The organism is Pseudoalteromonas sp. NC201, from assembly GCF_002850255.1.
GTDB lineage: Bacteria > Pseudomonadota > Gammaproteobacteria > Enterobacterales > Alteromonadaceae > Pseudoalteromonas.
In genome coordinates, this window is sequence record NZ_CP022522.1 from 198,442 (window position 1) to 213,373 (window position 14,932).

9 protein-coding genes are annotated in these 14,932 nt (G+C 43.5%); 1 reads left to right on the forward strand and 8 read right to left on the reverse strand.

The window, feature by feature from the left end:
• Positions 1–204 precede the first annotated feature (204 nt).
• The 3 genes from PNC201_RS00760 to PNC201_RS00770 all read right to left on the reverse strand — a co-directional run bounded on the left by PNC201_RS00760 (position 205) and on the right by PNC201_RS00770 (position 5,338).
• A complete protein-coding gene (locus tag PNC201_RS00760; protein WP_227387611.1) occupies positions 205–1,293 on the reverse strand; it encodes a sensor histidine kinase in 1,089 nt (362 codons plus the stop codon).
• A 193-nt stretch (positions 1,294–1,486) separates the two neighbouring features.
• Positions 1,487–2,848, reverse strand: coding sequence for a sigma-54-dependent transcriptional regulator (locus tag PNC201_RS00765; protein WP_102055873.1), 1,362 nt, complete (start codon positions 2,846–2,848; stop codon positions 1,487–1,489).
• A gap of 45 nt (positions 2,849–2,893) precedes the next feature.
• Positions 2,894–5,338 carry an ABC transporter permease gene (locus PNC201_RS00770; protein WP_227387609.1) on the reverse strand — a complete coding sequence of 815 codons (2,445 nt, stop codon included), beginning with the start codon at positions 5,336–5,338 and terminating at the stop codon, positions 2,894–2,896.
• A gap of 387 nt (positions 5,339–5,725) precedes the next feature.
• Here PNC201_RS00770 and typA point away from each other — a divergent pair, with 387 nt between their 5' ends.
• Entirely contained in the window at positions 5,726–7,546 is a 1,821-nt protein-coding gene (gene typA, locus PNC201_RS00775; RefSeq protein WP_095728606.1) for a translational GTPase TypA, read from the forward strand.
• A gap of 97 nt (positions 7,547–7,643) precedes the next feature.
• On the opposite strand, the gene PNC201_RS00780 is transcribed toward typA, so the two are convergent.
• From PNC201_RS00780 to PNC201_RS00800, 5 genes are all read right to left on the reverse strand, one after another.
• Positions 7,644–8,492 carry a CZB domain-containing protein gene (locus tag PNC201_RS00780; RefSeq protein WP_010607888.1) on the reverse strand — a complete coding sequence of 283 codons (849 nt, stop codon included), beginning with the start codon at positions 8,490–8,492 and terminating at the stop codon, positions 7,644–7,646.
• 41 nt (positions 8,493–8,533) lie between these two features.
• Positions 8,534–9,631, reverse strand: coding sequence for an ABC transporter substrate-binding protein (locus tag PNC201_RS00785; RefSeq protein WP_010607889.1), 1,098 nt, complete (start codon positions 9,629–9,631; stop codon positions 8,534–8,536).
• Positions 9,612–11,681, reverse strand: coding sequence for a GNAT family N-acetyltransferase (locus tag PNC201_RS00790; protein WP_102055874.1), 2,070 nt, complete (start codon positions 11,679–11,681; stop codon positions 9,612–9,614). The genes PNC201_RS00785 and PNC201_RS00790 overlap by 20 nt, the downstream gene beginning before the upstream one ends.
• A complete protein-coding gene (gene uvrD / locus PNC201_RS00795; RefSeq protein ID WP_010607891.1) occupies positions 11,659–13,824 on the reverse strand; it encodes a DNA helicase II in 2,166 nt (721 codons plus the stop codon). The genes PNC201_RS00790 and uvrD overlap by 23 nt, the downstream gene beginning before the upstream one ends.
• Before the next feature lie 145 nt (positions 13,825–13,969).
• On the reverse strand, positions 13,970–14,914 hold the full coding sequence (locus PNC201_RS00800) for a chemotaxis protein CheV (RefSeq protein ID WP_010607892.1): 945 nt from the start codon (positions 14,912–14,914) through the stop codon (positions 13,970–13,972).
• Positions 14,915–14,932 lie beyond the last annotated feature (18 nt).

The window sequence follows — 14,932 nt, forward strand, 5'->3', positions numbered from 1 at the left end:
GCAATTTGTGGAACAAGAATGGCGCTATTTATTATGAAATGAGGCATGGCATAACTGTTTTTCTGCCTTGACCTCCATACTGCGTTATCGCTTATTTATGGGGAACAACCACACTACATAGGCTCAGTCTTGCCTAAATACCACACAGGCTGCTGCAAATTTAACCTTGAAAGGCCAACAGACCCTAATTTTCCGATGTTTAGATTAACTAAGTGGTACTGGAATGAGCACTTGGCAAAGAGCTCCAGGCCTATCAGAGCGGTTGGTTAAGCTGATGGATCCGGACATATGCTCAACGAAGTAACGACTGATATAGAGCCCGATACCTTCGCCCTTTTGTTTTGTAGAATAAAATGGAACAAAAAGGTTATCGCTATTAGCTACACCGCTTCCTTCATCTAAAACTTCAAAAACAGCGGTATTGTTGGTGGTATACAACCGAAGTGTTATTTTTGAGTCTCTCGGGCTAGCTTCTATGGCATTTTTAACAATATTAATAATCACTTGTTTAAACAGGGTTGGATCAACGTGAAAGTAAACGGGAGAAAGCTCTACTTGCCACTGTTGGTCTGGAAACATACCTTGTACCATTTTTATGAGATCAGTGCCCGATAGGCGCTGGATCGTCACTGTTATTGGTTGGTTTAATTGTGTGTACTTTTGAATAAAGTCCTGTAAGTGAAAACAGCGCTCTAAGACAATATCGAAAGCTTGGCTATCTCTAGGATCGTTGATGCGTGTTTGCAACCTTTCTAATAAGGCAGTTACTGGTGTAAGTGAGTTACGTATTTCATGGCTAATGACACGAATCAAGCGTTGCCAAGCCTGTAGCTCTTGATTTCGCAATGCATGTTGTATATCTATACAAATAACGAGATGATAAGTGTGTTCTTGGTTTGTAAATGTACTGTGTCTAACTTGCCAGCGCTTGTTGAGTCCAAGGTCAACAAAGTGCCACTGTGGCGTATTACTTAGCCCAAGCGATTCAGGGCGACTATAGCGTAAAGTTTGCCATGGTTTTTGGAATAATTGGTAGCACTCTTCATTGCCAAAACAAAGTTGCATGCGTTGATCAAAGATCAGTATGGGGGTATTCAACACACTGATAAGCTCAGCGACCAAAAACGATTGGACATCTTCATCCGTTTTTTCACTTTGCAACATGTCAGAGAGCGCATTCAGTTGGTTGTGCAATTGCGCGACAACACCCGAAGAAAATGTGGGCTTAGCTCTTAGGCTAAAATCACGTTTTAACCATGCTTCGACTTGATAACCGCAGCGTTCAAAAGACAATTTACAACGATTGTAGAGCTGTCTTACCAGCAAGCCTTGACACAGAATAAAAATGACAATTATTAGTAGTGAATATAAAGTTATGGATGCCGAAATGTGCACGTCTAAGTGCCAACTCAAAACGCAAATGCCTACAATTTCAAGTACTACCAGCAGTAAAAACTTTACTACAAAATACCGAGCTAACGGTTCTTTAGTTAAGCTCATATTTCTCAAGGCGTCGGTAGAGTGCTTGTTTAGTAATACCCAGTAATTCAGCCGCTTGTTGTTTATTTCCTGCCGTATTATTCAAAGCCTGTGTGATTAATTGTTGTTCCGCTTGTTCTAATGTGATCAGAGGTAATGCTTCTGAATGATTTTGTGTAAGCTGCGATGGTGTGCTCATATGTAATTGCTCCGGCCCTATTTCATCTGTTTGAGCTAATAGAACTGCTCGCTCTAGTAAGTGCCCCAGCTCTCTAGTATTTCCTGGCCAGTCATAAAGTTTTAATTGATTGAGTGCTGCGGGAGTGAGGCTACATTCATTTTTCCCGTATCGGTTACCGTGGGTTTTTATAAAATGCTCTGCCAATAATTCTATATCCTCAGGCCGCGTTCTCAATGGAGGAATTTCTATGGTAAAAGTATTGATTCTATAGAAGAGATCTTGGCGAAACTCAGCTTGTGATATTAGCTGTTCAAGCTTTGCATTAGTGGCACTAATTAGCCTTACATTAGCCACTTCAGTAGTGCTTGAGCCAACAGGTTCATATTCTCTGGATTCTAATACCCGAAGTAACTTGCTTTGTTGCGCTAGAGGCAGGGTACCAATCTCATCTAAAAACAAAGTACCAAGATTCGCGAGTTTAAATCGTCCTGCACGGTCTGATTTAGCATCCGTAAATGCACCTTTTGTATGTCCAAAAAGCTCGCTCTCAAAGAGTTGCTCTGGGATTGTCGCCATATTGACAGAAATAAACGGATGCGTTGAACGGTGTGAGTGCTGATGGATCCACTGGGCTATAAGGCTCTTACCTACACCATTTTCCCCAGTCAGTAGAATATTAGCATCAGTAGGGGCCATCACTTCAAGCTGCTCCATGAGCTGCTTCATTGTTTTACTACGCCAAAGTACGGGTTTAGCATCTCCAGCTAGCGCGTGCTGAAGCCCTTGATTTTTATTAGTTAAATCACTGAGCTGTAGCTGATACCGGATTACTTGTTCGAAACGTTGATTTTTCCATGGCTTTTCTAAGAAATCAGCAGCGCCTAATTGCATAGCTTGCACAACAAGCTCTGTATGTGACCAGGCTGTCATTGCTACAATAGGTGTCGTATTGCCAAGCTGCTGCTGCTGTCTTAAAAACTTTAAACCCTCCTGCCCCGATGTTGAATCTAGTTCAAAGTTCATATCGAGCAAGATTAACTTAGGCTTATTCTGTGCTAGAAAAGTCAGTGCTTGTACTGGATTTTCAACTTCCTCGACAGCTAAGCCTAAATCTTCTAATACAAATCGTGCGGCCAACCTAACTTCTCTATTATCTTCTACTAGCAATATTAGTGGTTTAACGCTCACAGCAAGCTTCCTTGATTTATTATTATCATACCATCAACAGCAGCATTACTCTCCGCGAAGCGAGTGTAATGCTGGGCGGGTAATAATACTTTTTAAGGATAGTAGCGCAACACCAACGACTAGAATAACGACTAAAGTGAAAGAAACTAACCAATGGATAGCGCTATTTATTGTAACAGGTACAAGCGTATCCTGAAGCATCGAAATACTCAATAATACCAAGATTGAGGTGCATACGGCAGCTAGAATAGGTCGTAAATTATCCTTTAACACGAGTGAAAATATGGCAATAGGTGTTGCGCCTAATGACATTCTGACACCTAGCTCAAAGCGTCGTAATGCCATATTGTATTTACATACACCATAGATACCAAGCGCAGCGAGTGCAAGTGCAATCACAGAAAGTGTTAAGGTGAAGATACTGATTACACGTTCTTGCTGTAAATGTGCCGCTAGAAGCTCAGTTGTAGATTGGAAGTTGTAAACGCGCATCTGAGGGTGAATACGTGTTAATACTTGATTGATTTCCGCTCTGCTAATTGTAGAGTGAGGCTTGGTTTGAATTAAAATGAAAGGGTAACCTGTCGGTATTGCTGGTGTAAAAACTCTCGCGATGTGCAGCTGTTTAGGAAGATAGATATCATCAACGACACCCACCACTTCTAAACTCTCATGACTATTACGTGGGTATAATTTTGCACCTAGTACTTGTCCCTGTTCTTTCAGTCGTTTAGCGAGTGTTTGATTTACAATAACGACAGGATCACTATTAATGGCTTCTTTCATGGTAAAGGATCTCCCACTGGTAAGTTTAGCACCAAAGGTGTCGAAGTAAGTTGACGTACCAGTCGTGCGTTGATACTCAAAAGCATTCTTTTCTATTCCCGGTTCAAGTTGCATCTGGCGGTCAGAAAAACCAGGCAACCAGTAGGAAATTGGCGGGTAACCCCCAATACCAGCTGTTGCGACGTGGGGTAGCTTCGCCAATGAGTCAACGGCAGATAGGAGTAATTGTTGACGCTCTTCCCGACTCATTTGTTCTAATAGAGTGCCTAAGTTAAGCGCGACTTGATAGGTATTTTGTTCCCTAATCCCTGTATCACGTTGTAAGTTTTGCCAGCTTGTTTGGAATATCCCAATGCAAATAGTGAGGAGTGAAAGACAGATAAATAACTGAAACGAGATTAGTAAAGTGCGAGTCGTTGCGGAGATTTGAACGCTGGTTCCTTTACCACTACTTTGCAGTTGCTGAACAATATGGCGGTAGTTAAGTTGCCGGCTTACTATCCAAGAAAGGAGTAAGCACACCGTAATACTGACTAAGAAGGCAAATGCAATAGTATGCATCTCTAGATTGAGTTCTTGTAGGCGTGCTAATGGGCCAGCTACTCCTGACTTTAGCAGCTCGATGATCCCTTCGGCAATGAACAGCGACAATGCTGCGGCTGTTATAAACAGCAGTCCTAGCTCTATTGCAATATGCAAAAATAGGTGATTTGGTTTTGCACCCAAAGCGGCCTGAATAGCAAAGCTCTTTTGTTGCTCTGCTGCACGTGATAGCACTAAACTACAAATATTACTCAATGCTATTAACAGCAATACAAGGCTCCCTAACAACATCATAATACTCACTTGCGATGCTTCACCGATAATACGATGTTTAACGGGGATAAATTTGAGATGTACTTTACTGTTGGCAAATGCTTGTTCACCAGCAGTTTGTTGTTGTAGTTGTTCGTTGAGCCAGTTTTCAAGAGACAGCTTTGCGCGACGTGCATGTTGCACGTCATGTAACTTTAGCAATTGATATGTCTGGATATTATTCCTTTGCCATGTCGGAGCTGGTGAATCATTGTAGTCATAGCTAATCCATACATCAGTATACCAGTTGGGTGTTGATAATACGGGTTCAATAAATTGCTTATCAGTAACACCTACTATTTTAAAACTAACGCCTTTGAATACGAGCGTTTTATCTAAAATATCAGGGTTACCACCGAAGTAACGCTTCCATACTTGGTATGAAACGATTGCAACGGGTTGCTGACTACCGACCCCTTCATCAGCACTAAAGTAGCGGCCCAATGCCAGTGGCGCATTGAGTAATGGCATAAACTCAGGGGTAATAGCACCGATGTTAAATGTAGGACTGCTCGGTAAACTTTGTTCAACATCAATACTAATATTCTGAATGGCCATGATTTCGATATCAGAGAATTGTGTTTGTTTGTTGTATGCCTCTAAACTCCCCGCATGAGGAATAAAGTTGCTCTGTTTCACCTCATTATGGTCATCAACTAATTCACCACGCATTAGCATTAGGCGTTCAGAATCAGGATAGGGAAGCGGAGCTGCGAGAAGTTGATAATTTAGATTATACATTGATACCAATGCGCCTAGCGTCATTGCTAGAGTGAGCGTGATTGTTAACGCATAACTAATGTGGCATTGAAGTCTTTGCCAGGCCATTTTAATAGAATGTATTACCATTTTTACCCCAAATCCGCTCACGATATCCGTCTGTATTCTGTAACAGACATGTCACTCAAATAGAACAAGGTCAGCAACGCGTATGCCAGAATTTATCTTTTTGATAAATATAGAATTTACATTTTTATTGCAATCATTTAGTCCATTATCGGACGATAAAAGACCATAAATGGACTGTGACTGCGCTTAGACTGTGGTGATCCGATACTCTGCCATTGATTTATGAGTTTCTGATGAGGATTATTGAAAAAAATGTTGGATAAACTTTCATCTGTCACATTAATAGTAGATAATACGCGACCTTTAATTCTCAATCGGGCAATCTCAATGCGCATTTTTGCGTAGATCGACTAGGATCACTGAGGGCCAACTTCACTGAGTAATAATATGAGCATCGAAAAGTTAAGAAATATCGCGATTATCGCGCACGTAGACCACGGTAAAACAACGCTTGTAGACAAGCTACTAGAGCAATCAGGTACACTACAGCAGCGCGGTGGTAATGAAGAGCGAGTGATGGACTCAAACGATCTTGAAAGAGAGCGTGGTATCACCATCCTTGCAAAAAATACCGCAATCAAGTGGAACGACTACCGTATCAATATCGTAGATACTCCAGGACACGCCGACTTCGGTGGTGAAGTAGAACGTGTTCTTTCGATGGCTGACTCAGTATTACTACTAGTTGACGCGCAAGAAGGTCCGATGCCACAAACGCGTTTCGTAACGCAAAAGGCGTTTGCTCAGGGTCTTAAGCCAATTGTTGTAATCAACAAAATTGACAAGCCGGGCGCTCGTCCTGATTGGGTAATGGACCAAGTTTTCGACCTATTTGATAATTTAGGTGCAACTGACGAACAGCTAGACTTTAAAGTGATCTACGCATCAGCAATCAACGGTTGGGCAACACTTGATCTTGATGAACCGTCTGACAACATGGAACCAATGTTCCAAGCTATCGTAGACGAAGTTGAAGCGCCTAACGCGGATCCTGAAGGTCCGTTCCAGATGCAAATTTCTCAGCTTGATTACAACTCATATGTTGGTGTTATCGGTGTTGGTCGTATCAAGCGTGGTTCAGTTAAACCTAACCAACAAGTGACTATTGTCGGTGCTGATGGTAAGACACGTAATGGTAAAGTTGGCCAGGTACTTGGTTATTTAGGCCTTGACCGTCACGAAGTTGAGCAAGCAACGGCTGGTGATATTATCGCAATTACAGGTCTTGGTGAGCTGAAAATCTCTGACACTATCTGTTGTCAGAATAATGTCGAAGCACTACCACCATTGTCTGTTGATGAACCGACAGTAACAATGACTTTCTCTGTGAACACGTCTCCATTCTCAGGCCAAGAAGGTAAATACGTAACCTCACGTAACATTCTTGAGCGTCTAGAAGCTGAGCTTGTGCACAACGTTGCACTACGTGTTGAAGAAACAGATAACCCAGATAGCTTCCGTGTATCTGGTCGTGGTGAACTTCACTTAGGTATTCTTATCGAGAACATGCGTCGTGAAGGCTACGAGATTGCAGTATCTCGTCCAGAAGTAATCTTGCGCCATGTTGATGGTCAGCTGGAAGAACCGTACGAAACAGTGACTATTGACTGTCAAGAAGAACACCAAGGCTCTATCATGGAACAGCTTGGTCTGCGTAAAGCGGAAATGACTGACATGTCTCCTGACGGCAAAGGTCGTGTACGCATGGACTTCATGATGCCTGCGCGTGGTCTAATCGGATTCCAAACTGAATTTATGACGTTAACATCTGGCTCTGGTTTGATGTACCACACGTTCTCACATTACGGCCCACACAAAGGCGGTAACATCGGTCAGCGTAAAAATGGTGTACTAATCGCTAACGCAGCAGGTAAAGCGCTAACAAACGCACTATTCAACCTACAAGAGCGTGGTCGCCTATTTATTGGTCACGGTGTTGAAGTGTACGAAGGTATGGTTATTGGTATTCACAGCCGTGATAACGACCTAACGGTAAACGCGCTTAAAGGTAAGCAGTTAACAAACGTACGTGCATCTGGTACTGATGAAGCACAAAACCTTGTGCCACCTGTTGTTATGTCTTTAGAGCAAGCGCTTGAGTTCATCGATGACGACGAGCTAGTAGAAGTAACGCCTGAAAGCATCCGTATTCGTAAGAAATTACTGACTGAAAGCGAGCGTAAACGCGCTAGCCGCCAAGCTAAGTAACCTGAGCTTGGGATAACAAGTTATCTCGAAGCAGGCTACTTAGAATACAAAAAACGCCGCAATTTTGCGGCGTTTTTTTGTGCTCCATTTGCTGAATCTAAAACAAGCCGTACTCTTCTGTTTCTTCTGGCTCATAATTTTGTAAATGTTCTGGGCGGAAAATGGCGCTAGGGTCAATCAATACGCTGTGACGTTTTCCCATCTTGACCAAACCCTTCATCAACTTTTTGGTTTGCGCATCGATTTCAAAACCAATACTGGTCATTTCCTGTAGTGATTTAATATCGCTTTCGTCACAGTGAACGTTATCTTCTACCTTATCGACAAGCAAACCGATATGCGGACTTTGGCCATCTTGAGTGGTAAAGACGATGATAGGTTTATGGTCAAGCATGATCTGATCACGGGCTGATTCAAACAATCGTATGAGTTTATTAAAAGTGGTGCTCTTTTCACGAGCGAGAGTATCTATGGCTTCTTGTTTATGTCCCTGTGCGCACATCACTAATAGTTTATCCGCTAATGAATGTAGTTTTGCATGTGGTTCTTCGAAGCGACTCAGTAGTGCTTTAAGATCGTCATTTTCAGTTTTGAAGCCGTAATACCACTGTCCAAAAGCACATTGCTTTGGATCTTTGGCTTTAGTGAAGGGGACATCGTTAAAAATGCTTGCTTCGAGTGCGACAAGCCATTCTTTATGATCTTGCTCTCGCTGCTGTAGCATGCTGACCAATTCTTGATTGGTCTCATAGGAAGAGCGTTTGTTCAATATGATCCCTAAATCAAAAATAGGGGTCGGTACGCCCATGTAATCTTTGACGCCCAAGAAGCTGGGGTTGTCATTGGGTAAATCCGTTAAATTTTCTTCGTAGCGTTCAGTTAATAGAATATCGAGGATTTGCAGTGATATTGTTTTTTTCCCGACGCGAAAGTTAATTAAATCCATGTCAGCCTCGCATATGGTCAGTATCAACTAAGCATAGAACATTATTGGAAAAAGGAACGGTAAACTGGCAATTTCTTTTGCGCTGGCTGGAGCATAAATACCTCTTTAATAACGGTGTTATGCTCCAACTCGTGTTGTAATGCGTTTAGTAGGCAATTGCTGTCAATAGGCAGATCACATTGCTGGATAGCAGTCGTCAACAAGTAGGCATTGAGATAGCCTTCGAATACCTGTTCGTTTTGGGAAAGCGTGCTATTGCGGACTGCTTCGCGAAAAGTGTCACAAAGCTTACCCTTACAAATCGCTGGGTCAGGCACAACTTCGGTGACTAATACTTTGGGCTTGCCTCTGAGTCTAGCGAATAGCTCATTGGAGGAGGCAAATGAAACCGTGGCGTATTGTGTTTCTAGGCCAACTTCCATGGCACGATTGATAAACTTAGACAGTGGCGTGTAGGTGCCGACCATAGCCAAGCCTTCAATTTTATGGCGCTGTGCTTGCTCAAGTGCTCGCTCAATATCATCAGTATTTCGTCTAAAACGGGTTATCACAACAGGTTTGAATCCACGTTCAGCTAACGCTTTGGTAAGGCTTTTTTCTACGGTGAGACCAAATTCATCGGCTTGTATGAGTAGAGCGACTCGCTTGAGTTTTTGTTCATCGACGAAGTAGCGGATGATATCTTGAGCCTCTTTATTATAGCTAGTGCGGAGGTTAAACACATTAAAAGTAATAGGATCTTGGAGAAACTCAGCGCCAGTATATGGCATAAGAAAGGGAACTTTAGAGTGTTCTAAAATTGGTTTTATAGCGTAAGAGGTTGGGGTGCCCATAACGCCAAATAATGCATCGACCTTATTTTCATAAACGAGCTTACGAGCATTGGTTACAGTTTTGTGTGGCTCATAGCCATCATCTAGCACCTGCAACTCAATCTTAGCTGCGCCATCCGTTTTATGCTGGTTATAAAAGTTAAAATGTAGCTCAGCACCAGCCCTTAGTTGTTGACCAATCTCTTTTGCAGGACCTGAGAGTGCGGTGGACATACCAATTTTCACCACAGGTTGAGCGGAAGCTGCAAAGCTCAGTACAGCAGAAGCAAAAGTGAATAGTAAAAATTTAACACCGAAAATACTCATATACTTGCCGTACTGTCTCTCTTAGCGTTGTGGTGAGGGCTTTTTTACCAGATAACCCAAGCAAATTAATTACGACGTGGGTCGAATGTTGCTGTAATATTAGACGAATCACTAATGCTTTGGAAACTTTAGTTAAGTTTTTAAGCAATCGAGGATCGGTTGTGATCAACTGCCATAAAAAAGGACATACTTGTTGCTCAACCGGGTTGCTTTTACGTAAATAGCGCAAATAATCTAGCTGCTCATTAGTTATATGTTCAAAGGGTAAGGTCGCCAATAGCGCGCTCACCACCTCAGTATCGAGTTGTTGATAGTGCGAGCGCAACTGATAGAAAAAAGCTTGTTTGAATACTCGAGTATAGGCGTTGTCTAAGTCGCCTCGGATTTTTTTGAACATCAAAACTGCATACTCGCCACTGGCCTTATCTTGCTTAAATCCCAGTTTCATCGGCTGATAGTGACGTTGTGACCAAAATGAAAGCAATGGCGCTGTAAGGCCAAAACTGGTTCCTATGTAACTGATATCTTCTGGTAATGTGGTTTCAAAACATTCAAGTAATTGACTGCCAATTCCTTGCTGTTGTACATCCGGGTGCACGGCTATTCTAACAACTCTTGCGCTTTTTTCGGTGACAAAACGGCTATCACCCAAGCTTGTCGTTAGCTGCTGCGCCAAGAGATGGCCTGTGGGTCTTCGTTTTCCTACTAGAATATCTTCTGCGAGATCTGAAGCGAGTCCGCCTTCGATGACAGCAAGGCAAATACCTACTAGTTCGTTATTGCAAAACGCACCTTGTAAGCGCAGATCGGGTGCATCTAATAATTGCCGTAAATCATCGACGCTGGTTTGATAATGCGCTAAAACGAGCAGTGAAAATACTTGCTCAAGTAACTGGCTATTTTCTACCAATTCACTCTGGGAAATAGCACGCATTGTGGTTGATGAAGTGAATATGGGTGATGTCGCTTTACACTCGAGTACAAATAAATCCCTGATCTGCTGCTCCAGTGGATCATCTGACGCATAACGAATAGGAGTCGACAAGGTGAAATCAAGATAACTTGGGTAATGTGATTCTAAGTAGCGTTTAAACCGTAACGTGTAGCCTCTACCATTACCCTCATAACCAACTAAGGTGCTGGAAAAAATGCAGCGAAAACCAAGTTGAGTGATTTGTATTAAAAATGGAACTGGCAGGGCAGCTGCCTCATCTACCAAAATAATCGTATTGCTATCAAGCGTAGAGGCTTGTTGTAGTAACGTATCTGGTGCCATATAGCTGAGATTAGCCAGCTTCTTCGTTTTTACATCAACCTCGGTATTGAGTGTTTGAGCAAGCATGCTAAAGCAACTATGCAGAGCATGAAAATGGCGGCTACAAATAACAAATTGTTGTGTAGGATGCTTTGATGCCAAGAGACCTAATAACGCGCTCTTCCCTCGACCTCTATCTGCACTCAGTAATACAGGTGTTTGCTGGTTTTCCAATATTGCGGAGAGTTGCGCAAGTACAATTTGTTGCTCTGCAATACCACTAACCACTGAACTTGTAGCAAGATACGCTGAGGGTAATTGAGCTCCAAAGTGTTCACTGATATGCCAAACTGTTCGTTGCTGCCAGAGCTGCTGCCACCTTTTTAAAAAGTGGCTGTGTTTGGGCGTTTGCCCCTCTGAACACCAGCGGGTAATTGCAGGGTCTAGCCAGTGGTCGAGTTCATCTAACTCGGGAAGTAACAACAGCAGTAAGCCGCCTGCTTTTACCGTGCCCGCTGCCGCTGCGATTTTGTTAGGCACAATACCGCTAAAGCCGTCGTAGACTAGGTTGCTAAATTCTTGTCCGAGTATTTGGTGTAAATGCTCAGGCCAAACGGCATTTTCTAATGTCTTATTGCTACTTAGGATAAGATTATCGTTTGAGTTTGCTAGTAGCTGCTGACACTGCGCGTAACACCAAGCTTGGCTGCCGGTGATAAGCAAGAGTTGCCGATGGCGGGCATCGGCAAGCTGAGAACGTAATTGTGAAAGACTAGAGTGCTTGAAGTCTTGCATAGGCGGTTACTAACCACTTACTACCAACATCATCAAAGCTAACTTGGATGCGTGATTGAGCACCTGCACCTTCATAGTTAAGCACTGTACCTGCACCAAATTTGGCATGGAGGACGCGCTGGCCTAAATTAAAGCCGCTATCTTCAAAGGTCGCGTGACTGATTGATGGGCTGAATCGACCCGAGTTAGCCGGACGAGAAATTTGCGTTTTGATCCGGATTTCTTCCATGCAGTCTTCAGGAATTTCACGTAAGAACCTTGAAGGGCTGTGATGTTTTTCTTGACCATACAAGCGGCGACTTTCTGCGTGGCTAATGTAAAGCTTATCCATGGCACGCGTCATACCGACGTAGCACAAGCGGCGCTCTTCTTCCAAGCGGCCTGACTCTTCATTACTTTGTTGCGATGGGAACATGCCTTCTTCCACCCCAACCATAAAGACCAATGGGAACTCGAGACCTTTGGCCGAGTGCAGCGTCATCATTTGTACCGCATCTTCGTGCTCGTCTGCCTGGCCTTCGCCTGCCTCCAAAGAGGTATAGGCTAAAAAGCCTTGTAATGGTGAAGTAAAATCTTCATCGATAGGCAGCTCATACTGACCACAAGCACTGATCAATTCTTCCAAGTTTTCCACTCGAGCGCGGCCTTTTTCGCCTTTTTCGGCTTGATACATTGCCATGAGACCTGACTGCTCAATGGCTGTCTGTGCTTGTTGTGCCAGTTCAAGCTCGGCAATTTTATCGTCTAGCTGCTCGACTAATTCAATAAATTTTGTCACCGCCGTAGCTGCTCTTCCCGCTAAATGCTTTTGCGCAAGTACGGCTTTGGCTGCATCCCAAAGTGAGAGTGATTCGTGACGTGCACAATCGCGAATATGACTTAACGTTTTATCACCAATACCACGGGTTGGGGTGTTTATCACACGCTCAAATGCCGCGTCGTCATTACGATTACTGATTATACGAAGGTAAGACAGGGCATCTTTAATCTCTTGGCGTTCGAAGAAACGCATACCGCCATAAATACGGTATTTTAGCCCTTCTTGAAGTAAGGCTTCTTCTAACACTCGGGACTGTGCGTTGTTTCTGTAGAGTACCGCGCTGTCGCTGAGCGCATTGCCAGCCTGTAACCAAGATTTAATTTTGCCAACCACAAAGCGTGCTTCATCAAGTTCATTAAAAGCGGCGTAAATTGAAATTGGCTCGCCTTGGTTACCGTCAGTCCAGAGACTTTTACCCATTCGTTCGGCGTTGTTTTCAATGAGCGCGTTGGATGCTTTTAGAATGGTTGCAGTAGAACGATAATTTTGTTCAAGACGGATCGTTTCGGCGTTAAAGTCGTCTAGAAAACGTTTGATGTTTTCTATTTTTGCACCACGCCAGCCGTAAATACTCTGGTCGTCATCCCCTACGATCATGATATTGTTGTCACTACCTGCAAGCAGGCGTAGCCACAAATACTGAATGCTGTTGGTATCTTGGAACTCGTCCACTAGCATATGGCGGAAGCGTTGTTGATAGTGACGTAGCAAGGTAGGTTGTTGCTGTAATAGCTCGTAGCAGCGCAATAGGATCTCGGCAAAATCAACAAGACCGGCTCTATCACAGGCATCTTGGTAAGCACTATACACGTTCAGCATCAGCTGTTCGTTGACATCGTATGCTTGAATATCTTTGGGTCTTAATCCTTCGTCTTTACGCGCGCTGATGTACCAGCTTAACTGCTTAGGTGGCCACTTTTTCTCATCGATATTCATGGCTTTGAGCAAACGGCGGATCATTCGTTGCTGATCATCGCTATCTAGAATTTGAAATGACTCTGGTAATTTAGCTTCACGGTGATGGGCGCGTAACATGCGGTGGGCAAGGCCGTGGAAAGTGCCTATCCACATACCACCAACAGGGCCATTGAGCGTCGCTTCAACACGAGCACGCATTTCTTTGGCTGCCTTATTGGTAAAGGTTACCGCGAAAATACTAAATGCAGAGGCGTGCTCAACTTGCATAAGCCAAGCTATACGATGAACGAGTACTCGTGTTTTACCTGACCCCGCACCTGCGAGCACTAACATGTTTTGCAGAGGTGCGGCGACTGCATCGCGCTGTTTGTCGTTGAGGCCGTCGAGTAATTCTGATACGTCCATTGCTTTGCCTATTTGCTCAAATGATGGCAAGTATACCGAGTCGTTGCCGTAAATCCCAGCATATCGCAAAGCAAACCTAACCGAGTAAAGGTAACGTTATGATTTATAAAGAAACATAAACTGGTTTTTTATACAGTGTTTATATTTATTTTTGCAAAACGTCCTTCAACCGATTTTGTACCTCTGTAACCAATAAATCGGGCTGGAATTTTGATAGAAACGCATTACAACCCACTTTTTCGACCATGGCATGATTAAAGCTGCCACTGAGTGAGGTATTGAGAATGACATAAAGGTCTTTCAGGCGACTGTCATTGCGAATTTCATAGGTGAGTCGATAACCATCCATAACCGGCATTTCTGCATCGGTGATCACCGCAAGTAACTCTTTTTGTACGTCGATACCTTCGTCGGCCCAGTGCTTTAACACATTGAGCGCCTCTTGGCCGTCAGTCGCTGGGATGATTTCTATGCCCAATTGTGCCAAGGTATCGGCAACTTGACGACGAGCAGTCGGCGAGTCATCGGCATGTAGAATTTTACGGCCATGAAACTCGTTGATGATATCTTTATCTAGAATGTCTTGCGGGATCTCAACTTTGTATTCGACGATTTCGGCAAGTACCTTTTCTACATCGATAATTTCAACGATGTGTTCAACGCCGTCACGTTTGATTTTGGTCAGTGCGGTGAGATAGTGATTGCGGCCAACAGACTTAGGGGTTGGCATAATATCGGACCACGTAGTATTGACGATTTGGTCAACTTTACCAACTAAGAAAGCCTGCACTGAGCGGTTGTACTCTGTGATCACTAAGTTGCAGTCTTTGTCTCGGTCGCATGGCGGCATGCATATCGCTTGTCGTAAATCGATAACCGGAATAGACTCACCACGGATGTTGGTTACGCCACACACTTTAGGGTGTGCATTGGGCATTTTGTTAAGATGAGGGAGCTTAACAACTTCTTTTACCTTGAAGACGTTGAGCGCAAAAAAGTGGCGGCTATGAAGATGAAACAATAGCAACTCTAGGCGGTTTTCACCCACCAGTTGTGTGCGTTGATTTACTGAGGCCAATACGCCAGCCATGTTAACCCCTCATTACTT